The organism is Sulfitobacter pontiacus, assembly GCF_040790665.1.
GTDB classification, from domain to species: domain Bacteria; phylum Pseudomonadota; class Alphaproteobacteria; order Rhodobacterales; family Rhodobacteraceae; genus Sulfitobacter; species Sulfitobacter pontiacus.
The window spans coordinates 806,917-829,604 of record NZ_CP160849.1 but is presented as its reverse complement, the minus strand read 5'-3'; the positions used below and the strand labels follow the sequence as shown (position 1 = coordinate 829,604).

General features: G+C 64.1%; 21 protein-coding genes and 2 riboswitches. Of the genes, 3 read left to right on the top strand and 18 right to left on the bottom strand.

Annotated features, from left to right (window positions below; translation table 11 throughout):
- The 7 genes from cobF to cbiE form a co-directional block, all read right to left on the bottom strand.
- A complete protein-coding gene (gene cobF, locus AB1495_RS04175; protein ID WP_074637303.1) occupies nt 1-753 on the bottom strand; it encodes a precorrin-6A synthase (deacetylating) in 753 nt (250 codons plus the stop codon).
- A 61-nt stretch (nt 754-814) separates the two neighbouring features.
- Complete coding sequence (locus tag AB1495_RS04170) at nt 815-1,498, bottom strand: energy-coupling factor ABC transporter permease (protein WP_074637300.1); 684 nt, start codon at nt 1,496-1,498, stop codon at nt 815-817.
- Nucleotides 1,499-1,569: 71 nt separating this feature from the next.
- A riboswitch (cobalamin riboswitch) is annotated at nt 1,570-1,786 on the bottom strand.
- Between the two features lie 26 nt (nt 1,787-1,812).
- The gene (gene cobA / locus AB1495_RS04165; protein ID WP_009825406.1) at nt 1,813-2,529 is read right to left on the bottom strand and encodes a uroporphyrinogen-III C-methyltransferase; all 717 of its coding nucleotides are present in this window, start codon (nt 2,527-2,529) and stop codon (nt 1,813-1,815) included.
- Complete coding sequence (locus AB1495_RS04160) at nt 2,526-3,851, bottom strand: cobyrinate a,c-diamide synthase (protein ID WP_039911596.1); 1,326 nt, start codon at nt 3,849-3,851, stop codon at nt 2,526-2,528. The genes cobA and AB1495_RS04160 overlap by 4 nt, the downstream gene beginning before the upstream one ends.
- Entirely contained in the window at nt 3,848-4,633 is a 786-nt protein-coding gene (gene cobM, locus AB1495_RS04155; protein WP_074637298.1) for a precorrin-4 C(11)-methyltransferase, read from the bottom strand. The genes AB1495_RS04160 and cobM overlap by 4 nt, the downstream gene beginning before the upstream one ends.
- Nucleotides 4,630-4,989 carry a cobalamin biosynthesis protein gene (locus AB1495_RS04150; protein ID WP_074637335.1) on the bottom strand — a complete coding sequence of 120 codons (360 nt, stop codon included), beginning with the start codon at nt 4,987-4,989 and terminating at the stop codon, nt 4,630-4,632. The genes cobM and AB1495_RS04150 overlap by 4 nt, the downstream gene beginning before the upstream one ends.
- Complete coding sequence (cbiE, locus tag AB1495_RS04145) at nt 4,986-6,182, bottom strand: precorrin-6y C5,15-methyltransferase (decarboxylating) subunit CbiE (RefSeq protein WP_074637296.1); 1,197 nt, start codon at nt 6,180-6,182, stop codon at nt 4,986-4,988. Before cbiE ends, AB1495_RS04150 begins: the two co-directional genes overlap by 4 nt.
- Here cbiE and AB1495_RS04140 point away from each other — a divergent pair.
- On the top strand, nt 6,181-6,930 hold the full coding sequence (locus AB1495_RS04140; protein WP_074637294.1) for a cobalt-precorrin-6A reductase: 750 nt from the start codon (nt 6,181-6,183) through the stop codon (nt 6,928-6,930). The genes cbiE and AB1495_RS04140 overlap by 2 nt on opposite strands.
- Here the strand turns inward: AB1495_RS04140 and cobJ are convergent.
- The 7 genes from cobJ to AB1495_RS04105 are packed head-to-tail and all read right to left on the bottom strand — an operon-like array spanning nt 6,906 to nt 14,806.
- Complete coding sequence (cobJ, locus tag AB1495_RS04135) at nt 6,906-7,643, bottom strand: precorrin-3B C(17)-methyltransferase (RefSeq protein WP_074637292.1); 738 nt, start codon at nt 7,641-7,643, stop codon at nt 6,906-6,908. The genes AB1495_RS04140 and cobJ overlap by 25 nt on opposite strands.
- A complete protein-coding gene (locus tag AB1495_RS04130; protein WP_074637290.1) occupies nt 7,640-8,356 on the bottom strand; it encodes a precorrin-2 C(20)-methyltransferase in 717 nt (238 codons plus the stop codon). Before AB1495_RS04130 ends, cobJ begins: the two co-directional genes overlap by 4 nt.
- A gap of 2 nt (nt 8,357-8,358) precedes the next feature.
- A complete protein-coding gene (locus tag AB1495_RS04125; protein WP_074637288.1) occupies nt 8,359-8,988 on the bottom strand; it encodes a precorrin-8X methylmutase in 630 nt (209 codons plus the stop codon).
- Nucleotides 8,989-10,131 carry a precorrin-3B synthase gene (gene cobG, locus AB1495_RS04120; protein WP_074637286.1) on the bottom strand — a complete coding sequence of 381 codons (1,143 nt, stop codon included), beginning with the start codon at nt 10,129-10,131 and terminating at the stop codon, nt 8,989-8,991.
- Nucleotides 10,128-13,388 (bottom strand): cobaltochelatase subunit CobN, encoded by a 3,261-nt coding sequence (cobN, locus tag AB1495_RS04115; protein ID WP_074637285.1) that lies wholly within the window; start codon nt 13,386-13,388, stop codon nt 10,128-10,130. The genes cobG and cobN overlap by 4 nt, the downstream gene beginning before the upstream one ends.
- 6 nt (nt 13,389-13,394) lie before the next feature.
- The gene (gene cobW / locus AB1495_RS04110; RefSeq protein WP_074637283.1) at nt 13,395-14,429 is read right to left on the bottom strand and encodes a cobalamin biosynthesis protein CobW; all 1,035 of its coding nucleotides are present in this window, start codon (nt 14,427-14,429) and stop codon (nt 13,395-13,397) included.
- Nucleotides 14,426-14,806, bottom strand: coding sequence for a DUF1636 domain-containing protein (locus AB1495_RS04105; protein ID WP_074637282.1), 381 nt, complete (start codon nt 14,804-14,806; stop codon nt 14,426-14,428). Before AB1495_RS04105 ends, cobW begins: the two co-directional genes overlap by 4 nt.
- Before the next feature lie 93 nt (nt 14,807-14,899).
- A riboswitch (cobalamin riboswitch) is annotated at nt 14,900-15,118 on the bottom strand.
- 167 nt (nt 15,119-15,285) lie between these two features.
- Here AB1495_RS04105 and AB1495_RS04100 point away from each other — a divergent pair.
- Both AB1495_RS04100 and AB1495_RS04095 read left to right on the top strand, forming a co-directional pair.
- Nucleotides 15,286-16,746 (top strand): cobyric acid synthase, encoded by a 1,461-nt coding sequence (locus tag AB1495_RS04100; RefSeq protein WP_074637279.1) that lies wholly within the window; start codon nt 15,286-15,288, stop codon nt 16,744-16,746.
- Between the two features lie 95 nt (nt 16,747-16,841).
- The gene (locus AB1495_RS04095) at nt 16,842-17,387 is read left to right on the top strand and encodes a biotin transporter BioY (RefSeq protein ID WP_074637277.1); all 546 of its coding nucleotides are present in this window, start codon (nt 16,842-16,844) and stop codon (nt 17,385-17,387) included.
- Between the two features lie 75 nt (nt 17,388-17,462).
- Here the strand turns inward: AB1495_RS04095 and AB1495_RS04090 are convergent, their stop codons facing one another.
- From AB1495_RS04090 to AB1495_RS04075, 4 genes are all read right to left on the bottom strand, one after another.
- Nucleotides 17,463-18,884: a mannose-1-phosphate guanylyltransferase/mannose-6-phosphate isomerase gene (locus tag AB1495_RS04090; protein WP_074637275.1), complete on the bottom strand. Its 1,422-nt coding sequence runs from the start codon at nt 18,882-18,884 to the stop codon at nt 17,463-17,465.
- Between the two features lie 54 nt (nt 18,885-18,938).
- The gene (locus AB1495_RS04085) at nt 18,939-19,907 is read right to left on the bottom strand and encodes a GDP-L-fucose synthase (protein WP_074637274.1); all 969 of its coding nucleotides are present in this window, start codon (nt 19,905-19,907) and stop codon (nt 18,939-18,941) included.
- Between the two features lie 4 nt (nt 19,908-19,911).
- Nucleotides 19,912-21,036, bottom strand: a complete 1,125-nt coding sequence (gene gmd / locus AB1495_RS04080) for a GDP-mannose 4,6-dehydratase (RefSeq protein ID WP_074637272.1) — start codon at nt 21,034-21,036, stop codon at nt 19,912-19,914.
- A gap of 91 nt (nt 21,037-21,127) precedes the next feature.
- Nucleotides 21,128-22,612, bottom strand: coding sequence for a phosphomannomutase/phosphoglucomutase (locus tag AB1495_RS04075; RefSeq protein ID WP_074637270.1), 1,485 nt, complete (start codon nt 22,610-22,612; stop codon nt 21,128-21,130).
- Nucleotides 22,613-22,688 lie beyond the last annotated feature (76 nt).

The following is a 22,688-nucleotide window of genomic DNA, read 5'->3' as shown; positions in this document are numbered from 1 at the left end:
CTACCGGCGCAGCAGGTAGATATCCATGATCCAGCCATGGGCGGCGCGGGCCTCTGCCCGTGTTGCGATGATGCGGTCGCAGACCTGATCCAGCGGGCCTGCGATGCGACGCTCGTTCGGCATGCCGGCATAGGCGGTCCACCAGATGTGTATGTCGCTGTGCTGCCGCAACACCTCGAAGGCGCAGGTGCCGTCCAGCATGACGGCAATCGTATCCACACCCAGTGGCCAGCCATGATCGCGCAGCTGCCGACCGGTGGTGATGGTGACGGGATTGCCGATGGTGTTCAGCGGGATCGCATGGCCCGCCGTCAGTACCTGAAGAGAGGTGATCCCCGGCACGACATCGACGGTGAGTGTGACGGCCTTTTGCAACCGCTCCGCAATGCGCAGGGTGCTGTCATACAGCGACGGATCCCCCCAGACGAGAAAGCCGACACGGCCGCCTTTGGGCAGGGTGCGCTGCATCTCGGCCAGCCAGACCTGCGCAATGGCATCATGCCAATCGTGGACGCCCGCGTGATAATCAGGGTTGGCGGCGTCGCGTTTGGGCAGGGTGAATTCGTGAATATCAGGCCCGTCCGACCGCAGCACCTGGGCGCAAATCTCGTGCCGCAGGCCGGCCAGATCATCTTTGCCTGCGCCCTTGGACGGAATCAGGATCACATCGCAGGCATTCAGCGCGTCGATGGCTTGTAATGTCAGGTGTTTGGGATTGCCGGACCCGATGCCGATCAGTGAAAGCGTAAACATCTTGAGGCTCCGGCAGGGGGTGACGCGGCCCGCAGAGTAGGGGGCCGCGTCGGGTCTTGGATTATTCAGCGGCAGTCTGTGTTAGACGTTTGGTGAACAGCGCGCTGCCCGCGAAATCACGCAGGGTTTTCGCGGCGGCGAGCACGGCCAGATCCACCAGCGGCTCGATCAGGATGACCATCATATAGGCCCCGCCAAAGCTGGCCACAGCGGCGATGTTGCTGGCGGCAAAGCCCTGACCGTAGATGGCCCAGAACGCCACCCAGCCCACAACGCCCGCCTGAAACGCGGTCGACAGCTTGAGCGCTTGAACATAGGTCAGATCAACATAGGCGGTGTTGGGCGCGATGATGCGTTTGGCCAGCGCCGAGACCATGAACAAGGGCACTAGCAGCGTGGTGACGTTCATCGTGTATTGCGGCAGGTCGATGGGGGCAAAGAACACGCCCTGCGCCAGCAGACCAAGCGCCAGACCGGCAGCCGCAGGGGCCACGCCGAACAGCAAGAACAGGGTCGACCCGAGGATCAGGTGCACTTCGCTCACGCCCACGGGGAAATGCGGGAAGACCTGGAAAAAGACAAAGGTGAGCGCGGTGGCCACCGCGGCCCCGCCCGCAAAAGGCACGACGCCTTTTTCACGGACAGAGTCCATTGCGGTTTTCGCGGTATAGGCCGCAGCACCGGCAGCGGTGCCATAGGACAGGACCAGCTTGGCGCCGGTCACGACTTCGGGTTCGATATGCATATTCAGGTCTCCTTACCGTCTTCCCCGACGGCATAATGTGAAAGCCGCCCCGGGGGGCAGCCAGTTGGAACAGGGATCATCCCCATGACGGCAGGTCTCCTGACTTTGTGCGTCCATGCGTGCCGCGCCTTCCCAGGCGGTGTGGCCCAGTGGCAATGCGGGTTGCTCTTCACTTACAGGTGCGGGGGCAGTTCCGGATTTGGCACCTTTGCTTTGGCACCGCACCGTATTCCCTTTTCACCCCGATTGCCCGAAGGCGCACGGGGAACCGTCCGGAATAGGTGGTCATTTTCGGGCTGGTTTTGTCAAGTCATCTATTCGGTCAACGGCCCGTAAAGGATCAGCGCAGGCGCTGACGTTGCGGGATCCAGCGGCAGATGGGCAAGGCTTTCCACGGTGTGGCGGCTCAGCTTTTGATCGGGGGTCGATACCGCCTCTGCCAGCAGGGCTGGGGTCGAGGGGGGCAAGCCCGCCTCGATCAGCCGCGCGGCGAAACCTGCAAAGGTGCGGCGGCCCATGTAGACGACCGTGGTCGCCGTAGGGTCGGCCAGCGCCGCCATGTTCAGATCTTCGGGCAAGGCACCCGATTCGCCGTGGCCGGTGATGAATTGCACCCGCCGCGCGGTCAGCCGTCGGGTCAGCGGGATCATCGCCGCCGCCGCCGCCGAAGACGCCGCCGTCACACCGGGGATGATCTCGAAGGCGACGCCTGCCGCTTTCAGCGCGGTCAGCTCTTCTTCAAGCCGGCCAAACACGCCCGCGTCCCCACTTTTCAGCCGCACCACCCGCGCGCCGGTCAATGCGTGTTCGACCAGCAAACGGCTCACGTGATCCTGCTTCGGAGACAGCCGTCCGGCGCGTTTGCCGACCCCGATCAGATCCGCCTCGGGCGAGACATGTTCAAGGATCGGACCCGCCGACAGATCGTCGAACAGCACGACTTCGGCCTCTTGCAACCGCTTTACCGCCTTCACGGTCAGCAGTTCAGGATCACCCGGACCGGAGGAGACGAAAGAGACAAAACCGCTCATGACGCCCCCGCGATCAGGTGAAAGAAGGTGCCCGTCGCATGGCCGCGGCGCGAGCCTGTCTCGGGCACTTCGGCCCCATTGGCATCGACCACCCGCGCCAGCGGCGTGTCTGGTTGCGACAGGATGGTCGAGTAGTGGAATTCATGTCCCCGCAACCGCGCGCCCGCGTCATAGCCGGGGCCGGGTTCGTTCAGCGTGGCAAGCCGGTAGCCCAGATGCATCTTGCGCTTCTCATAGCTGGTTTCCAGCCCCAGCAGCCCCGCCATCTGGTGCCGCACGCCTTCCTTGTCGACCAACCCGGCCCCCATCGCCATATAGCCACCGCATTCCCCATGCACCGGGCGCGTCGTGGCGAATTGTTGCAGGCTGTCGCGGAACTGCGCGGCAGCGGCAAGGCGTCCGGCATGCAGCTCGGGATAGCCGCCGGGCAGCCAGCAGATGTCAGCGCTGTCGTCCGGTGCCTCATCCGCCAGCGGCGAGAACGGCAGCACCTGCGCACCCGCGGCGATCCAGTGGTCCAGCAAATGCGGATAGATGAACGAAAACGCGGCGTCTTTGGCCAAAGCGATCCGTTGACCGGGGGGCGGGGGCAGCACATCTGGCCCGTCGGGAATACTGCGCCCTTGGGCGGCAGAGACGATCAGATCAAGATCGATATGCTGCGCGATGAAATCTCCCGCCGCATCCAGCAGCTTCATCAGCTCGGGCTGTTCCTCGGCCTGCACCAGACCCAAGTGGCGTTCCGGCAGCGTGACCGATCCCTGTCGGGGCAGCGCGCCCAGAACGGGGATGCCGACCTGCTCCATCCCCAGACGCAGCAGCGCCTCGTGACGGGGGCTGGCGACCTTGTTCAGCACCACACCCGCGACATGCACATCCGGGCGCATCGTCTTGAACCCAAGGGCGGTGGCCGCAGCCGATTGCGCCTGACCCGATACATCCAGCAGCAACACCACCGGCCAGCCCGTCATGGCAGAGATATCCGCGCTCGCCCCGTTCGAGGTTTCCCCCGGTTGCGCCACACCATCAAACAGCCCCATTGACCCTTCGATCAGGGCCAGATCGCCGCCATGGGCGGTGCCGATCAGATTGCACAACACACCCGAGCCCATGGCCCAGCTATCGATATTGTAGGACGACCGCCCGCAAGCCGCGCGGTGGAAGCCGGGGTCGATGTAATCCGGCCCGCTCTTGAACGGGCGCACGTCGACGCCGCGACGGCTGAGCGCGTTCAAAAGGCCCAACATCAAGGTGGTCTTGCCCGTGCCCGACGCGGGGGCCGAGATCATCAGGCCCTTGGGCAGTTGCGTAGTCTCCATCATTCTGTGCCCTCGGGAAAGCGCGGCTCTGTGCCCACGGGGCGGAAGCGGCGGTCGTAATCGCCCGCGTACAGACAGCTTTCGCGGAACTCCTCAGCCGTCAGCGCGCGGCCCACAAGGATCAGCGCCGTGCGCCCGCGTTCGCCGTCGGTGGCGTCGATCACGCTGCCCAAAGTGGCCCGCACCACCCGTTGATCCGGCCAGCTGGCGCGCCAGACGATGGCGACGGGGCAGTCCTCTCCGTAATGAGGGGTGAGCCGCGCGACCACATCATCCAGCACATGCACCGACAGGTGGATCGCCAGCGTGGCACCCGTGGCGGCAAAATTCTCGAGCGTTTCACCCTCGGGCATGGCTGACGCCCGCCCAGATGTCCGAGTGAGAACAAGCGACTGCGCCACACCGGGCAGCGTCAGCTCGTTCCCCAAAGCGGCGGCGGCAGCGGCAAAGGCGGGCACGCCGGGGGTAATGTCATACTCGATGTCCAGCTCGCGCAAGCGGCGCAGCTGCTCGCCCATGGCGGACCAGACCGACAGATCTCCCGAATGAAGCCGCGCCACATCCTGCCCCGCATCATCGGCGGCCTTGATCTCTGCCATGATCTCGTCCAGCGACAGCGACGCGGTGTTCACGATCTTCGCATCCGCAGGGCAGTAGGACAGCAGCTCTGACGGGACCAGCGATCCGGCATAAAGACACACAGGGCAGGCCGCGATCAGGTCGCGCCCCCGCAGGGTCAGCAGATCAGGGGCACCGGGGCCCGCGCCGATAAAGTGAACAGTCATGGGGCAATTCCTTCCGCGATAGCTACGGTGGCCATGCCATTGGGGCTGGTCACACGCAAGGTCGTCAATTTGGCACCGCGACCGGCAACGCGCAATGCGGCGGCCTCGGCAAGTGATCCGGTCCCGAACCGCGCCTGCACGCGCGGTGACACGGTGCGCGTCGGGATGTCTGCGATATCGGCTTCCGACAGTTCGATCAGCGGCAATCCCAGACTATCGGCAAAACGCCGTAGCGCCGGCGTCACCTTGATCGCGAGGGTCGCGAGCGTGTCCGGCCTGCGCCGCGTCAGCGCAAGGGCCGCGTGTAAATCCGCATCGGTCGCATCTGCGCGCAATCCTATGCCCGCGACGATCATCGGGTCACGCTCCATTGCAGTTGCGGGCGGCTGGGATGCCAGCCCTGCATGGTCCCCAACGGGGCCGCCTGCGCCAAGTCGATCCGCAGCAATTGCCCGCCGTGCATCCCGTGCCAGCGGATCAGCAAGGCTTGGGTTTCAAGCGCCACCGCATTCGCCACCAGCCGCGTGCCCGGCGTGATCCTGTCCCAGATCGCCTGCAAGACATCCTCTGATGCGCCACCACCCAGAAAGACCGCAGCGGGCAGGGGCAGATCGGCCAGCGCATCGGGGGCCGTGCCCTGCACGCAGCGCATCCGACCCGCCAGCCCAAAGCGGCGGGCGTTTTCAATGATATTATCGCAGCGGCTTTCGCGCGGCTCGATTGCAATGGACTGCGCTTGCGGCGCGGCCAGACACCATTCAACAGAGACAGAGCCCGACCCGCCCCCCACATCCCACAACAGCTCCCCCGCACGCGGCGCAAGCGCGGCCAGCGTCAATGCGCGCATGGGTGATTTGGTGATCTGGCTGTCATGGGCAAAAAGCGCCTCGGGCCGTCCGGGCGCGTGGCTGATCCCAGCCCCCCCCGATACCGCAATCGCCACCACCACAGGGGCGGCGACGCCGTCCAGGTCAAACGTCGCGGCATCGGCCGCGCGCGCGATTTCACGCGGACCGCCAAGCGCCTCCATCACCGTCAGGCGGGACGGGCCGAAACCCTGCGCGGTCAGATAGTCTGCCAGCGCCGCAGGGGCCGCACCATCGCGCAAAGTGCAGATCAGCCGCGCGCCTGCCGCCAGATGGGGCAGCAACACCTCGAACGGGGCAGCATGCAGGCCAAGGGTCGTGACCTCCTCCAACCGCCAGCCAAGCCGCGCAGCCGCCAGCGTCATGCAGGACGGTGCGGGAAAGCAGCGCCATTCCGACGGGGCCAGCACCTGCGCCAGCGAACCGCCCACGCCGTGCCAGAACGGATCACCCGAGGCGAGCACCACAACCGCACGCCCGCGATGTTCCAACACCGGCTCTACGCTGAACGGCAACGGCCATTCGCGTCCCCGCGCGCCCGCGTCACAAAGCGCCAGATGCCGCGCCCCGCCAAAGATCACGTCGGCCTCTGCCAGCGCCTTTCGGCTTGCATCGGTCAGCCCGCCAAGGCCATCTTCGCCCAGACCAATCAGGGTCACCCAGGCAGCAACAGGATCAGCCATGACGCGCACCCTCATTCTTGGCGGCACGACAGAGGCGTCCAGCCTCGCGCGCGCGCTGGCCGACCGTGGCGATGATGCGCTGTTCAGCTATGCCGGACGCACGGCCGCCCCCGTGGCGCAGCCGCTGCCCACCCGCGTAGGTGGCTTTGGCGGCGTGGCCGGATTGCTGGCGTTTATCGCGCAGAACCATATCACCCGCGTGATCGACGCGACCCATCCCTTCGCCGCGCAGATGAGCCGTAACGCCCATGCCGCCAGCACGCAGGCAGGCATCCCGCTGGCCGCTTTTGAGCGTGCCCCTTGGCCCGAGACTGCCGCCGACAATTGGACCCATCTGCCAAGTATCGAAGCCGCCGCCGCATCCCTGCCGCAGGTGCCGACGCGGGTCTTTCTGGCCATCGGCAAGCAGGCGCTGTCCGTCTTTGCCAACCATCCGCAGCACCATTATCTGCTGCGGCTGGTGGACCAGCCCGCCGCGCCGCTGCCCTTGCCGCATACGACCGTGACCCTCGCCCGCGGACCGTTCGACGTGGCCGGAGACATCGCCCTGCTGCGCGACCACGGGACCAAGCTGATCATCGCCAAGAACGCCGGCGGCACGGGGGCCGAGGCCAAGCTTATCGCCGCGCGCGAACTGGGGCTGCGCGTGCTGATGATCCAGCGCCCCGCGGTGCCCCCTCGCACCACATTTGCGCGGCTCGACGATATCCTGGCGTGGCTTGATCATACGACGGACCGTGGCGTGTAGATATGGGGCCCGACGCGGCGGGTGTCGGCGTTGCCGACGATCACGACCGTGCGCATATCGGCCATCTCTGGCGTCGCTTCGGCCAGCGTGACGGTGCGCAATGTCTCGTCCGGGTGGCTGACGTTGCGCGCGAAAGAGATCAAGGTCTCCGGCCCGCAGGCCTCGCGCAGAATATCAAGCGCGGTGGCGAACTGATGCGGCCGCGAGGCAGAGCGCGGGTTGTAAAACGCCATGGCAAACCCCGCTTCCCCCGCCAGCCGCAGCCGTTTTTCGATCAGCGACCAGGGCTTCAGATTGTCCGACAGGTTGATCGCGCAGAAATCATGCCCCAGCGGTGCCCCCAACCGCGCCGCCGCCGCGAGCATCGCGGTGATGCCGGGCAGGACGCGAATATCGATTGCCAGCCAGTCTTCCGGGCCTTTCTCCAACGCCTCGAACAGGGCAGAGGCCATGGCAAAGACCCCCGGATCGCCCGAAGACACCACCACAACACGCCGGCCCGTTGCCGCCATTTCAAGCGCATGTGCGGCGCGGTCCAGCTCTACCCGGTTGTCGCTTTCATGCAGGGTCAGCCCGTCCCGCGGGGCAATCCGGCGCACATAGGGGATGTAGCCGACAATATCGGTCGCCGCGTCCACGGTGGCGCGCACCTCTGGCGTGACCAGCGCCTCGTCCCCGGGGCCAAGGCCGACAACGCGCACCCAGCCCGTCATGGCCGCCGCCCCTGCCCATGCACGATCGCGATCGAGAAATAGGGCACTTCGGCCGGGACATCCGTCAGCTTTTGCACCGTCTGCCCCGCCATCGTGCCTTTCTCGACCAGCCATGCGTCTTGCAAGCGGCCCGCCTTGGTCAGTGCGCGCTTCAACTTATCAAGGTTGCGCCCGATCTTCATCACCACCAGCGCATCGGTATTGGCGGCCCGCGTGGCCAGCTCTTCCTCGTCCAGCGTCGCCATGAGCACCGTCAGCACATCATCGCCCCAAGTGATCGGATGCCCCGTCGCGGTCCAGCAGCCCGACATGCCGGTGATGCCGGGCACGATCTCGACCTCGGCGCGGCCCTGAAGGCGGCTGTGCAGATGCATGAACGACCCGTAAAAGAACGGATCCCCTTCACAAAGCACGATCACATCTTCACTCTGCGCGAGGTCGGTCAAACGGTCAGCCCAATCGTCGTAGAAGGCCGACAGCAGACGGTTGTACTCGGGATCGCTGAAGTGGATCTCTGTCGTGACGGGGTATTCCATCGCATGTTCCACCGCCGTCTCGGCCATGATGCCGTCCACGATGGTGCGGGCCTGCCCGCGCCGTCCGGGTTTGCGGAAAAACGCGACGTGCTGCGCGCCGGTCAGCAAACGGTGCGCCTTGACGCTCATCAATTCGGGATCGCCGGGGCCAAGCCCGATGCAAATGACCTTGCCCATCGTTATTCCTTCCACGTGGCCAGCGCGTTCACCGCCGCCACTGTAATCGCCGAACCGCCCAAACGCCCCTGCACGATCATCGACGGCACGGGCAAATCCTGCATCAGCGCCTCTTTCGATTCCGCCGCGCCGACAAAGCCGACGGGGCAGCCGATGATGGCCACAGGGCGCGGGCAGTCGGGATCTTCGAGCATATTCAGCAGGTGGAACAGCGCTGTGGGCGCATTGCCGATCGCCACCAAGGCCCCCGCCAGATGTGGCCGCCACAGTTCAAGCGCCGCGGCAGAGCGTGTGTTGCCCATCTGCTGCGCCAGCTCTGGCACCTTGGGGTCGCGCAGGGTGCAGATGATCTGGTTGTCAGCGGGCAGACGCGTGCGGGTGATCCCTTCGGACACCATATGCGCGTCACACAGGATTGGCGCACCGTCCGCCAGCGCCGCCCGTGCAATCTGCGCCATGTTTTCAGAAAACTGTACGTGCTTTTCCAGCCCGACCAGACCGGCGGCGTGGATCATCCGAACGGCGACACGTTCTTCATCGGGGGTGAACCGCGCCAGATCGGCCTCGGCGCGGATGGTGGCAAAGCTTTCCAGATAGATCGCGGCACCGTTGGTCTCGTAGGTGTGGGGCACTCAAAGCCTCCTGTCTTGAATTTGGGTCACTGTCAGCGGCGCGCTTTGCGGCGGATCGCCTGCGCGCCCGTGGCGGATAAGGGTGAAATGCCCGTCATGGCTGGCGGTCAGCGTGACGGGGGCAGGGGCGGGATGGGCGCAGCCTTTGGCACAGCCCGAGATATGGATCGTGTCGTCGCTGTCTGGCGACAGATGCGCGGCAATGGCGCGGGCGGCATCGCGTGTGTCCGACAAAGCCTGACGGCAGCCGGGGGCACCGGTGCAGACCTGCACACGGCGGCGCAGATCGCGGGCGTCGGTGATGAAATCGGGCAGCGGAGCTGATGGGGTGACCTCTTCCATCAACACCATGCGCCAAGGGGTCAGCCGCAGCGCACCAAGCTCCGCCAGCTGCGCAAAGCTTTCCGCCGTGGTCTGGCCAAAGGCAAACCCGAGAAGCGTGCCTTGCGGGGTCATACCGGGCTCAGGGACGGGCGCAGCGGGCAGGGGGGCGGTATCCGCACCCGGCTGAGCCCCCCGCGTCGCGATATGCGCCGCCATGCGGCCCCGTCCGTCGGTCACGCCACCGGTGTCCAGAAACCAGCGGGCCAGCGTCAGTGCTGCCTCTGCGGCGGTCTCGACGCACACCGACTGCCCCACCTCTGCCCCGTCCGCCCGGCAGATCAAGCCAGCGGCGCTACGTTCGATCCGGATATCGGCAGAGGTGCACGTCAGCACAGGCCGTGCTCCGCAATCGATCGCAAAGCCGAACTTGCTGGGCAGGTCGGGTGCGTCTTCGCTGGAGAGCGCATGGGCCAGGGCTTGCGCCACGCGGTGGCTGTCGTCCCCATCCTGCCAGAACGGCGTCACGGTGATATTGCGCCGCGCCTCTGCCGCCAGATCGGCATCGACAAGGCCAATCTCGCGCAGCCCGTCGACCAATGCGGCATGGCTATCCGTTGTCACCCCGCGCAGTTGCAGGTTCGCGCGGGCCGACAGGTCGATCATCCCGTTGCCATGGGTGCGCGCCAGCGTGGCAACGCGGCGGATCTGGTCAGGGCTCAGCCGCCCCATCGGCACACGCAGCCGCACCACCAGGCCGTCACCCGACATCATCGGCCGCAGCGCACCGGGGCACCAGCCAAAGACCTGCGGCGCGCTCATGCGGGGGTGCCCAATTCGGCAAGGACAGAGTTGCGGCGCGACGTCCAAAGCCCCGCCCGGTGCAGCGCATCAAACCGCGCGCGCAACGCAGCAAGTGCTTGCGGGTTGGCGTCCTGCATGAAGTCGACCAGATCATCGCGCCCCAGCGTGGCATCGAACATGGCGTCGAACAGATGGTCCGGCACGACGCCTGCCAGATGCGCAAAGGCGGCAAGGTGATCCAGTGTCGCGGCAATCTCGGCGGCACCGCGGAAACCATGCGCCATCATGCCAGTGGCCCAATCGGGGTTGGCGGCACGAGCGCGCACCACACGGGCGAGCTCCTCGGTCAGGGTGCGGGCACGAGGCTGGTCGGGGCGGGTGGCATCCAGATGGTACAGCGCGGCAGCCCCGCCCTTGCCCAAACGCTGCATCGCGGCGGCAAAGCCGGCTTCATGGGCGGCGTAATCCTCTGCCATCAGCAGATCGGTCTCGGGCAGGTCTTGCAGGTGCACGAAACTATCGGCCCGCGTCAGCTGCGTCTCAAGCGCGTCGCGGGCATAGGTGATCTCTCCGCGCGCGTCGATCGCGTAGGACGACGCAGCCAGCCACGCCTCGCCCGCCGCTGTGCGAGCCTCGTCGGAATAATCGTCCATCGCGGTGCCGATCCCCAAGCCATAGGATCCCGGGCGCGGGCCAAAGACACGCGGGGTCTGCACCAGATAGGGGTTATCAGCAGCCGTTTCGGGACGCTCTGCCAGCTTGGCAATTGCGGCCTCAAACAGCTGCGCCAGACCGGGGAACATATCGCGGAACAGGCCGGACACCCGCAGAGTCACGTCAATGCGCGGACGGTTCAACAACGCAAGCGGCAGAATGTCGAACCCGCTCACACGGTCGCTGCCGTCATCCCAGCGGGGGGACAGACCCGCCAGATGCAGCGCCATGGCAAACTCCTCGCCCGCCGTGCGGATGGTGGCAGAGCCCCACATGTCCATGACCAACCCCTTGGGCCAGTCGCCGTGATCCTGCAAATGCTTGCGCAACAATTCTTCGGCCAGCTTCACCCCTTGGGTATAGGCCGCGCGCGACGGCACGGCCCGTGGATCGGTGGTAAACAGGTTGCGCCCCGTGGGCCGCACATCGCTGCGCCCGCGATAGGGGGACCCCGACGGGCCGGGGGGCACAAACCGCGCAGACAGCGCCGCGATCAGCCCGTCGACCTCGCTCGTCCCATGATCGCCCGCGCCAAAGACATGCAGCCCGTCGCCATATTGCGTTTCCTTGATGTCGCAGACGAAGCGGTCGATGCGGGTCAGCGCCTCTGCCGCGCTGGCGTTGGCATCTAGGCCGAGGTCCTGTTCAACCCCGCGGCCCTGCGCCTCGGCTCGGATATCGGCGATCAGCCGGTCGCGCCGCGCAGGGTCCAGCCCGTCCGCGGTCGAGTATTCATCCAGCAGCCGTTCCAACCGTCCGAATGCATCGGGCAGTTTCGATGTCACCAACGGGGGAGGCATATGGCCCACGGTCACGGCCCCGATACGGCGTTTGGCCTGCGCGGCCTCGCCGGGGTCATTGACGATAAAGGGATAGATCACCGGCATCGGGCCGATCAGCGCCTCGGGCCAGCAGGCGTCAGACAGGGCGACGGATTTGCCCGGCAGCCATTCCAGCGTGCCATGGGCCCCGACATGCACCATCGCATCCGCCTGCTGTTGCAGCCACAGATAGAAGGCGACATAGCCCGGGCGCGGCGTGCGGCTCAGGTCGTGATAGTCATCATCCCGTTCGGCCAGCGCCCCGCGTTCGGGTTGCAAGGCGACCAGCAGCTTGCCACTGCGCAGCGCCGGAAAACAGAACGCCCCGTCGTGAAACAGCGGATCATCCTGCGGCGCGCCCCAGCTGTCGGTCAGGTCATCGCGCAACGCCTGTGGCAGCTTTGCAAGCGCGGCCTCATACGCGGCCAGCGGCCAGCGGAGCGTTTCGGTGCAAAGACGGCTGGCAACCGTTTGCGTATCGGCAAAGTCCCCCGCATCCACGTCATAGCCCTGTGCCGCCAGTTGCGCTGTCATCACCCGCAACGAAGCCAGCGCATCCAACCCCAGCGCATGGGCCATGTTCCAACCTTTGCCGGGGTAGGTGGACAGCACCACCCCCACAGACTTTGCCGCGTTGTCCTGCACCCCTAGCTGGTGCAAGCGCTGCACGCGATCGGCGATAAAATCCACGCGGTTCGCGTCGGCGCGATGGGCGAAACGGCTGTATTGCAGCGCCTCGTCCCGTTTGCCGGGCTGCTTAAAGCTGACGACACCGCCGAACAGACGGCCATCCACCTCGGGCAAGACGACATGCATCGCCAGATCGGTGGGCGACAGCCCGCGCTCTGATTCGGCCCAATCGCGCCGACGCGCGGTCGATAGGGCGACCTGCACCACGGGGCAATCCGATGCGCCCAGGACCGAGGGTTCATCCGGCCCGCGCTGGGCGGAGAAAGCGGTGGCGTTCACGATCACCGCCGGATCAAGCCGGGCGATCTGCTGCGCGATCCACGGCGCGGTGTCCCCCTTGAGGCTGGGCGCGAAGAGCCCCACGGCGTCAAAGCCGCGCGCGTCGAGTGCGGTGATCAGCGCATCCACAGGATCGGTATCGGCAGCCGTCAAATAGGACCGGTAGAAGGTCACAATGGCGCGCGGCTTGTCAGATGGTTCCGGCGCGGGGATCACACCGGTGTGGGGGCGGTAGAACCCCGCCTCGGGCACGGTCTTGGCCCCTTTGGCCGGCCCCGCGTAAAGCCCTGCGGCCAGCGACAGCTGCGCCAGTGCCGCCTGCGCAGCCACCGCCCCGCCCGTATCGCACAGATGTTGCAAGCGTCTTAACGTCGAATGCGGCAGCGTCGACAGTGCGTCGAGCCGCGGGTCGGGTTGGCCGTCCGCAGGCAGCACCGCCAGCGCGATCTGCTGTTTGCGCGCCATATCCTGCAAGGTCGCCAGCCCGTAAGGCCAATAGCTTTCGCCCCCGATCAGCCGCACCAATACCGCCTTGGCCCCTGCAAGGGTCTGTTCGGCATAGGTATCGACCGACAACGGATGTTTCAGCGCGACCAGATTGGCCAGCCGCAACGACGGCAAGCCCCCTTCCGCACGATGCCAGCCCGCCGCGAAAGCCCCCAGATCACTGTCCGAAAAGGACAGCACCACCAGATCCGCCGGCGTCTGCCCCAGGTCTTGGGGCAGATCGCTTTGGTCCAGTCCGTGGCTTTCGCGAAAGACGACATGCATGGCGGCTTAGCCCTCCAGCACCGCGCGGATCGCGGCTTCGTTCACGTGATCATGCTCTGCGATCACAACCAGTTGGCTGCGGCGCGGCGTGTCCCCCCAAGGGCGGTCGAACTGGCTGCGCACGCGCTCGCCCACGGCCTGCACAAGCAGACGCATCGGTTTGTCCTGAACGGCGATATACCCTTTGACGCGCAGGATTTTCTGTTCGCGCGCCAAGCGCAACACGGCGGCCTCAAGGGTGGCGACATCGGCGACCTCGCCCATGTCGATCACCACGCTTTCAAAGTCGTCATGTTCGTGATCATCATGCCCGTCGTGGTGGCTGGGGCGCGCGTCGATGTCATCTTCGGCGGCGGCTTCCAGACCCAGCACAACGCGCGGGTCGATCACGCCTTCGGTCATCGGAATGATCGGCAGCTTGCGCGGCGCATGCGCCTCGATCACCTTGCGCGCAGCCTCGACGCCCTCGGGGCCCGCCAGATCGGCCTTCGACAGCAGCACGATGTCGGCGCAGGCGATTTGGTCTTCAAACACCTCGGACAAAGGCGTTTCGTGGTCCAGACTGTCGTCGGCATCGCGCTGCGCGGCCACGGCCTCCAGATCGGGGGCGAACTGCCCGCTGACCACGGCTTCGGCATCGGCAAGCGTAATCACGCCGTCCACGGTGATGCGCGACCGGATCGCTGGCCAGTCAAACGCCTTGAGCAAGGGCTTTGGCAGCGCCAGCCCCGACGTCTCGATCAGGATATGATCAGGCGTTTCGGGCAGGGCCATCAGGGCTTCGATGGTGGGGATAAAGTCATCGGCCACGGTGCAGCAGATACAGCCGTTTGCCAGCTCGACGATGTTCTCGGCGGGGCAATTGTCAATCGCGCAGGATTTCAGGATGTCGCCATCCACACCGGCGGTGCCGAATTCATTGACCAGCACGGCCAGACGCTTGGAGCCCGCGTTCTCCATCAGGTGACGGATAAAGGTGGTTTTGCCAGCGCCCAGAAAGCCGGTGATCACGGTAACGGGGATTTTGGTAAGGTTGGTCATTCGGTAGGCTCCTGTGGGGGAATGCGGGCGATGGATTGTTTGCGGAAGACCACGGGGCGTTCGCGCCAGGGCACCACGCCATCAGAGGTCTGGGCATAGGCAGAGACGCCATTCACGATATCGGACAAATGCGCGTCAGTGTCGAGATCGCCATACACATAAGTCCAGCGCGACGGCCCACCCGACAGGACCATCGAACAGCCCCGCGAACAGGCCGACAGACATTCGGCTCCGCGCAGCTGCACACCGTCGGGCAGATGCCCCGACAGCGCGTCAAACAGCTGTTGGCCGGGGCGCGGCGCGTCCTCGGCGGTGATCTGACCTGCGCGACAGGTGGTGCAGATGGTGACGGTGACCGGTTGATCCGTGGTGGTCATATCTTGCCTCATACGTCGATGGGCCAAGGGGGATCGCCAGCAGCGAACGACATGCGAACAGCGTTCTAGGCCAGTCGCGAAACACCCCGTTCGCCCGTTACAAACTATGCTGGCAGGTCTCCCGGCTTGCGGATCTAAGGCAGCTTGCCTTGCGAACCTTCACCTTCCCAGCCTGCGGGCCAGTGGTTGAAAGCTCTCTCCGGTCACGGTCGCGGGGGCGGCTGCGCTTGGCGCTGACCCAAGGCTGGATCAATGCGTATCGCGTTCCCTCTTCGCCTGTCTGGGACAGGAACCAACATACGCCCTGCATTGGTCATTTGCCCGCCTCTGTCAAGCTGCGCCTGTCATAACGCAGGGGCCAAACCCGCTTTGCGCGGATTTTCCCGCGGGCGACCAATGCGCAGGGGGCACGCGCGGACGCTTGACGGGATCACCGCAGGCTGACACCAATGACTGCACAAAAAACACGAGGTCCCGCCATGCCCACCCGCGCCATCATGATCCAGGGCACCGGATCGAATGTGGGGAAATCCATGCTGGTGGCGGGCCTGTGCCGCGCGGCCACGCGTCGGGGGCTTTCCGTCGCGCCGTTCAAGCCGCAGAACATGTCGAACAACGCCGCCGTCACCGAGGACGGCGGAGAGATCGGCCGCGCACAGGCCCTGCAAGCGATCGCCTGCAGACGGCCCCTGTCGGTGCATATGAACCCCATCCTGCTGAAACCCGAAACCGACAGCGGGTCGCAGGTGATCGTGCAAGGGCAGCGCCACAGCACCCTGCAAGCGCGTGACTTCAGCAAGGCCCGCGCAGGGTTGATGGCCCCCGTGCTCGAAAGCTTCGGTATCCTCGGGCAAAGCGCCGATCTGATCATCGTTGAAGGGGCGGGCAGCCCGGCTGAAACGAACCTGCGCCAGAACGACCTTGCCAATATGGGCTTTGCCCGCGCCGCAGGTGTCCCCGTTGTCTTGGCCGGAGATATCAACCGTGGCGGCGTCATCGCCCAGATCGTCGGCACCCAAGTGGTGATGGACCCAAAGGACGCGGCAATGATCACCGGCTTTCTGGTCAACAAGTTCCGCGGCGATGTCAGCCTTTTTGACGACGGCTACCGCGAGATTGAACGCCGCACCGGCTGGACGGGGTTCGGCACATTGCCGTGGTTCGCCAACGCGCATCTGCTGCCCGCCGAAGACGCGGTAGACCTGTCGCGCGCGCCCTCCGACGGGGGGTTCCACATCGTCTGCCCCATGCTCTCGCGCATCTCGAACTTCGACGACCTCGACCCGCTGGCGGCGGAGGCTTCGGTGCGGCTGACCATGGTCCCCCCCGGCACGCCGCTGCCCGCGGACGCCGATCTGGTGATCCTGCCGGGCACGAAATCCACCCGCGGCGATCTGGCTTTCCTGCGCGCCCAAGGCTGGGACATCGACCTTTATGCCCATGTGCGGCGCGGCGGCGCGGTGCTGGGAATTTGCGGCGGCTACCAGATGCTGGGCCGGTTTATCGAGGATCCGCAGGGCTTCGAGGGACCTGCGGGCCGCGAAGAGGGGCTGGGCCTGCTGGATGTTGAAACCCGCATGGCCCCGGACAAGACCCTGACCCGCGTCACCGCCGACCATGCCGCCACGGGCACGCAGATCGACGGCTATGAAATCCACATCGGACAGACGGTGGGGGCCGATTGCGCCACGCCCTTTGCGCATATCAACGGCATCCCCGACGGGGCAGGGTCGCGCGATGGCAAGATCACCGGCACCTATCTGCACGGGCTCTTTACCAACGATAGTTTCCGCAGTGCCTGGTTGGCGCAACTGGGGCTGGGGGCAGGGCCGACCTCCTACAGTCAGACCGTGGAAGATACGCTCGACGCGCTGGCCGACCATATGGAAACCCATCTGGACGTGTCCGCCCTGCTGGCCTGTGCCGCACCGGTTGCATAACACCCGCGCTGACCTTTGGTCACGATCACGACGCTTGCTTAATTTTGTGATCGCGGGGATACATGCCGTCAAATTTACGCAAAGGACCCTTTGTTATGGAACGTAACCTGACCCTCGTTGCGCTGTTCGCTGCCCTGATTGCAGCACTTGCGTTGATCCCGAAATTCTCGCTTGGCTTTGGCGTGCCGATCACGGCGCAAAGCTTGGGCATCATGCTTTGCGGGACCGTGCTGGGGGCCAAACGCGGCGCGCTGGCCGTGCTGCTCTTCTTGCTGCTGGTCGCTTTGGGGCTGCCGCTTCTGGCCGGTGGCAACGGTGGGCTGGGTGCCTTCATGCTGCCGTCCTCCGGCTTCCTGATCGGCTTCCCCGTGGCGGCTTTTGTCACCGGCCTGATCGTCGAAAAATGGTACGGGCCCTCGCTGATCATCGTTGCGGCGGTTGCTTCGGTCATCGGCGGGATCGTCGTGCTTTATATCTTCGGGATCATCGGCCTGTCGATTGCGCTGGATAAATCGCTGCTGGAATCCGCCGCGCTGGTGACCGTGTTCATCCCCGGAGACCTGATCAAAGCAGTGCTTGCAGGCTTTATCACCAGCGGTCTGGCCAAAGCGCGCCCTGCCAGCGTCCTGTCGCGCAGCTGATCCGACGCAAAGCCTGGAACAGCGAAAGCGCCCCTAAAGGGGGGCGCTTTTTTCGTTGCCAAGGCAGACGAAGCCTTACCCCCGCGCATAGATATCTTCGTAGCGGATAATATCATCCTCGCCAAAATAGCTGCCGGTCTGCACCTCGATCAGCACCATGGGCAGTTTCCCCGGGTTCTCCATCCGGTGCACAGACCCGAGCGGGATGTAGACGGACTGGTTCTCGCTGATTAATTTGACGGTATCGTCCACGGTCACTTTCGCGGTGCCTTCGACCACGATCCAATGTTCCGACCGGTGGTGATGGCTTTGCAGGCTCAGGGCTGCGCCGGGGTTCACCACGATGCGTTTCACCTGAAACCGCCCGCCGATCACAAGGCTTTCGTACCACCCCCACGGCCGGTAATCGCGCGGCAGCTGCACCGCTTGGCTGGCATCCCGCCTTTTGAGCGCATCAACCGCTTCCTTCACCCGCTGCGCTTGCGATTTATCCGCCACCAGTACCGCATCGCCCATGGCGACGGCGATGATGTTGTCCAGCCCGATGCCGACCAGTTGCAACCCGTCGGTTTCCGATCGCAGCAGCGTGCCCGCACAATCAATCGCCGTGGCATTGTCTGAACAGACATTTCCCGCCGCGTCAGGCCCGCTTTCCAGCCAGACCGCATCCCAACCGCCCAGATCGGACCAGCCGGCGGCAAATGGCATCACCGCGAGGTTATCCGCCTTCTCCATGATCGCATAATCGATAGAGATATCATCGGCTTGGCCCCAAGCCTCGGGCGCGAGACGGGTCAACCCCAGATCAGAGGTCGCCCCGTCAAGCGATGCGCGCACCGCGCCAAGCATCTCGAGCGCGTGGGTCTGATAGGCGTCAATAATCGTCTGCGCGGTGAACAGGAAGATCCCAGCATTCCACAGAAAATTCCCCGCCTGCAGCATCCCCTGCGCCTGTGCGCGATCCGGTTTTTCGACAAAGCGCGCAAGGGGTTGCGGGGTTTTGGCGCGCGCGTCCGCCCCCTCGGCCAACTCAAGATAGCCATAGCCCGTTTCGGCCCGTGTCGGCGTGACGCCAAAGGTAACCAGATCACCCGCCTGCGCGCGCGGCACCGCGGCCTGCACCGTCTGGGCAAAAGCATCGCAGTCAGGAATCACATGGTCCGACGGCGCGACCAGCATCAGCGCTTGCGCGTCAGTGCGCGCGATATACAGCGCCGCGGCAAGGATCGCAGGGGCGGTATTGCGCCCCTCGGGTTCGATCAGGATCGCCTGCGCCGCCCGTTCAACCTGCGCCAGTTGTTCGGTCACGATAAACCGGAACGGATCGCCGGTCACCACAATCGGAGGGGCGAATCCGGGGCCGCTCAGACGTTTTGCCGAGATCTGGAACAGGCTTTCATCCCCCATCAGCTTGGCAAACTGTTTGGGGTAGCATTTGCGCGACAGGGGCCAAAGACGTGTGCCCGACCCGCCGCAAAGGAGAATAGCGTGCATCATGAGAAGCAGTTAATCTGAAAAATTCTAACGAGAGATTAATCAAATGCTTTAGATTTAGGTGCGCAGGTGATCCTGTCGCAAAAACCAATCATACGTCTCCCGCAGCCCGTCTTTCAGATCGATCCGCGCGCGCCACCCCATATCCGCCAAACGCGAGACATCCATCAGCTTGCGCATCGTCCCGTCTAGCTTCGACGTATCGAACACCAGCCGCCCTTTGAACCCCGTCACCTCCGCCACCATCTGCGCCAGCGCCGCGATGCTGATGTCGCGGCCCGTGCCCACGTTGATATGGCTTTGCATCGGGTGCGTCTGCGCAGCGTAAACATCACGCGGCAGGTCGAGCACAAACAGCGACGCTTCCGCCATATCGTCCACATGCAGGAATTCCCGCATCGGTTTGCCGCTGCCCCAAATCACCACCTCCGCCGCCCCGTCTCGGGCGGCCTCATGGAAACGGCGGATCAGGGCAGGCAAAACATGGCTGTTCTGCGGATGAAAATTATCCCCCGGCCCATAAAGATTCGTTGGCATCACACTGCGATAATCCACGCCATATTGCCGGTTATAACTTTCGCAAAGTTTAATGCCGGCGATCTTGGCGATGGCGTAGGGCTCGTTCGTGGGCTCAAGCGGGCCGGTCAGCAGGGCATTTTCGGCCATCGGCTGCGCCGCGTCACGCGGATAGATGCAAGAGCTGCCCAGTTGCAGCAGCTGTTGAACCCCCGCCGCGAACGCCTGATGGATCACATTACATTCGATCATCAGGTTTTCGTAAATAAACTCAGCGGGATATGTGTTGTTCGCCATGATCCCGCCAACCTTGGCCGCGGCGAGGATCACCACATCCGGACGCTCCGTCGCCATAAATTCGCGCACCGCCGCTTGATCGGTCAGGTCCAGTTCTGCACGGGTCCGCGTCACCAGTTCCAACGCCTCCCCAGCATCCTGTCGCGCCTGCAACTGCCGCAAGATCGCCCCGCCGACCATGCCGCGATGCCCTGCGATATAGAATTTCCGCATGGGCCTACCCGTTCTCGAGCGGGATCGGCAGATCCAGCCCGTGCTCTTTCAACAACGCATGCCGCCGTGCGATCTTGAGGTCATTCGCCACCATCTCTGCACACATCTCTTGCGCGGTGATTTGCGGCTCCCACCCGAGTTTCTTCTTCGCCTTGGCGGGCGATCCCAGCAACGTCTCCACCTCGGCGGGGCGGAAATACTGCGGATCAATACGCATCACCACATCGCCGGGGCTGACCGCGGGGGCATCCTCCCCAATAACGCTATCGACAACAGCATATTCATCCACGCCCGTGCCTTCAAACCGCAGGCTGATCCCAAGCTCTGCCGCCGACCATGTGATGAACTGGCGCACGGAATACTGCACGCCGGTGGCGATCACGAAATCCTCTGCCACGTCCTGCTGCAGCATCATCCACTGCATGCGCACATAATCCTTGGCGTGTCCCCAATCGCGCAGCGCGTCGAGGTTGCCCATATAAAGACACCCCTCCAACCCCTGCGCGATATTGGCCAAGCCGCGCGTGATCTTGCGCGTGACAAAGGTTTCGCCACGGCGGGCGCTTTCGTGGTTAAAAAGGATGCCGTTGCAGGCATAGATCCCATAGGCCTCGCGATAATTAACCGTGATCCAATAGGCGTACATCTTGGCAACCGCATAGGGGCTGCGCGGGTGAAAGGGTGTTTCCTCCGTCTGTGGTGTCTCTTGCACCAAGCCATACAGCTCAGAAGTTGATGCTTGGTAAAAGCGGGTCTTTTTTTCCAACCCCAGAAACCGGATCGCCTCTAGCAACCGCAGAGCCCCGTTGGCGTTCACCTCTGTCGTATATTCGGGCGTCTCGAAACTGACCGCGACATGGCTTTGCGCGCCAAGGTTATAGACCTCGTCCGGCTGCACCTCGCGCATGATCCGCGTCAGGTTCGAACTGTCGGTGAGATCGCCATAATGCAGGATCAGATCGGGATCATCCTCGTGAGGGTCTTGATAAATATGATCAATCCGCTGCGTATTAAGAGATGACGACCGCCGCTTGATCCCGTGCACCTCGTATCCTTTGTCCAGCAAAAACTCCGCCAGATAGGACCCGTCTTGACCGGTGATACCGGTGATCAGCGCGCGTTTTACCATCAGGGCCCCTAAACGAAAAATGTGCCTGCCCGAGGGGGCAGACACATCAACATTTACTCAACTTAGAGGATTCTGGCGAGTCTTGATGCAATCAGAAGGTTTGATCGTAGTCGCCAACCTCCGGCTCTGTCCGGATCACCGCGTCCAGATCGGCAAAGATCGCGCGCAATTCTTCCTCGGATTCAGAGCTTTCGCAGACCACCACAAGGTTCGGCGTGTTCGAAGAGGCGCGCACCAGCCCCCAGCTGCCGTTGTCCAGGATCACCCGCGCGCCATTCACGGCCACGACCTCTTTCACGGGGCGGCCGCCCAACTCGGTCACGTCTTTCAACTTGGCGACGATCCGGTCGAGGATATCGTATTTGTCCTCGTCCGACGCATAGGGCGACATGGTGGGGGTGGAATATGTGTGGGGCAGGGCGCGGCGCAGGTCCGACATCTTCATGTCGGGGTTACGGTCCATCAGTTTGCAGACTTCGACCGCAACGCGCATGCCGCAGTCATAGCCACGCCCGATGGGTTCAGCCAGGAAGTAGTGGCCCGACTTCTCGAACCCCGCCAGCGCGCCCAACTGTTTGACCCGCCGTTTCATGTGGCTGTGGCCGGTTTTCCAATAGTCCGCCGTAACGCCATTGGCCTGCAAAACAGGGTCAGAGGCATAAAGCCCGCTCGATTTCACATCGGCGACAAAGGTGCTGTTGGGGTAAATCGCGGACAGATCGCGCGCCATGATGACGCCCATCTTGTCGGCGAAAATCTCTTCGCCCTCGTCATCCACCACGCCGCAGCGGTCGCCGTCGCCGTCAAACCCAAGCGCGAAATCCGCGCCCGAGGCTTTTACGCTGTCGGACATATCATGCAGCATTTCCATCGCTTCGGGGTTCGGGTTGTAATGCGGGAACGTGTAATCCAGCGTGTTGTGGCTATCGACCACCTCGACCCCCAGACGGCGGAACAGTTCGGGCGCAAAGGCGGCGGCCGTCCCGTTCCCCGTGGCGCAGACGACCTTGAGCTTACGGGTCATTTTGAAGTCACCCACCAGATCATCCAGATAGGCTTCGCGCACACCGTCGACGAATTCATACTTGCCGCCTTCGCGCTGTTCGCCACGCCCTTCCAGAACGATATCGCGCAGTTCGGCCATCTCGTCGGGGCCGTGTGTCAGCGGGCGTTCAAAGCCCATCTTCACGCCGGTCCAGCCATTGGGGTTATGCGAGGCGGTGACCATCGCCACCGCGGGCGCATCCAGATGGAATTGCGCGAAATAGGCCATGGGCGACAGGCAGGGGCCGATATCCTTGACGTGAATACCCGCCTGCATCAGGCCCAAAATCAGCGCATTTTTAATCGATAGGGAATAGTCGCGGTAATCATTGCCCACAGCGATAACGGGCTCGATCCCGCGCTGTTGCATCTGCGTGCCCAGACCAAGGCCAAGTGCTGTGATGCCGGGCAGGTTGATCGCCTCGGGGTACTGCCAGCGCGCGTCATATTCGCGAAAACCGGTGGGGGCGATCATGGGGTCGCGCAGAAATTCCCATGTGTTCGGCGTGACTTTGGGCAACGGCTTGGTCATGAAATATCCTGATCTATCAGCGTTAAAATACTGCCCTCTTCGATAGAAGGAATGCGTGCAGGGATCAACTGACAGC

Bases quoted from the DNA above. Each gene is read 5' to 3' on its own strand.
- AB1495_RS04075 (WP_074637270.1), bottom strand. From the start codon at position 22,612: ATGACCAAGCCGTTGCCCAAAGTCACGCCGAACACATGGGAATTTCTG.
- cobF (WP_074637303.1), bottom strand. From the start codon at position 753: ATGTTTACGCTTTCACTGATCGGCATCGGGTCCGGCAATCCCAAACAC.
- cobG (WP_074637286.1), bottom strand. From the start codon at position 10,131: ATGAGCGCGCCGCAGGTCTTTGGCTGGTGCCCCGGTGCGCTGCGGCCG.
- AB1495_RS04090 (WP_074637275.1), bottom strand. From the start codon at position 18,884: ATGATGCACGCTATTCTCCTTTGCGGCGGGTCGGGCACACGTCTTTGG.
- AB1495_RS04130 (WP_074637290.1), bottom strand. From the start codon at position 8,356: ATGGGCAAGGTCATTTGCATCGGGCTTGGCCCCGGCGATCCCGAATTG.
- gmd (WP_074637272.1), bottom strand. From the start codon at position 21,036: ATGGTAAAACGCGCGCTGATCACCGGTATCACCGGTCAAGACGGGTCC.
- AB1495_RS04170 (WP_074637300.1), bottom strand. From the start codon at position 1,498: ATGCATATCGAACCCGAAGTCGTGACCGGCGCCAAGCTGGTCCTGTCC.
- cobW (WP_074637283.1), bottom strand. From the start codon at position 14,429: ATGACCAACCTTACCAAAATCCCCGTTACCGTGATCACCGGCTTTCTG.
- cobM (WP_074637298.1), bottom strand. From the start codon at position 4,633: ATGACTGTTCACTTTATCGGCGCGGGCCCCGGTGCCCCTGATCTGCTG.
- AB1495_RS04095 (WP_074637277.1), top strand. From the start codon at position 16,842: ATGGAACGTAACCTGACCCTCGTTGCGCTGTTCGCTGCCCTGATTGCA.
- AB1495_RS04085 (WP_074637274.1), bottom strand. From the start codon at position 19,907: ATGCGGAAATTCTATATCGCAGGGCATCGCGGCATGGTCGGCGGGGCG.
- cobA (WP_009825406.1), bottom strand. From the start codon at position 2,529: ATGAGCGGTTTTGTCTCTTTCGTCTCCTCCGGTCCGGGTGATCCTGAA.
- AB1495_RS04160 (WP_039911596.1), bottom strand. From the start codon at position 3,851: ATGATGGAGACTACGCAACTGCCCAAGGGCCTGATGATCTCGGCCCCC.
- AB1495_RS04140 (WP_074637294.1), top strand. From the start codon at position 6,181: ATGACGCGCACCCTCATTCTTGGCGGCACGACAGAGGCGTCCAGCCTC.
- cobJ (WP_074637292.1), bottom strand. From the start codon at position 7,643: ATGACGGGCTGGGTGCGCGTTGTCGGCCTTGGCCCCGGGGACGAGGCG.
- AB1495_RS04150 (WP_074637335.1), bottom strand. From the start codon at position 4,989: ATGATCGTCGCGGGCATAGGATTGCGCGCAGATGCGACCGATGCGGAT.
- AB1495_RS04100 (WP_074637279.1), top strand. From the start codon at position 15,286: ATGCCCACCCGCGCCATCATGATCCAGGGCACCGGATCGAATGTGGGG.
- AB1495_RS04105 (WP_074637282.1), bottom strand. From the start codon at position 14,806: ATGACCACCACGGATCAACCGGTCACCGTCACCATCTGCACCACCTGT.
- cbiE (WP_074637296.1), bottom strand. From the start codon at position 6,182: ATGGCTGATCCTGTTGCTGCCTGGGTGACCCTGATTGGTCTGGGCGAA.
- cobN (WP_074637285.1), bottom strand. From the start codon at position 13,388: ATGCATGTCGTCTTTCGCGAAAGCCACGGACTGGACCAAAGCGATCTG.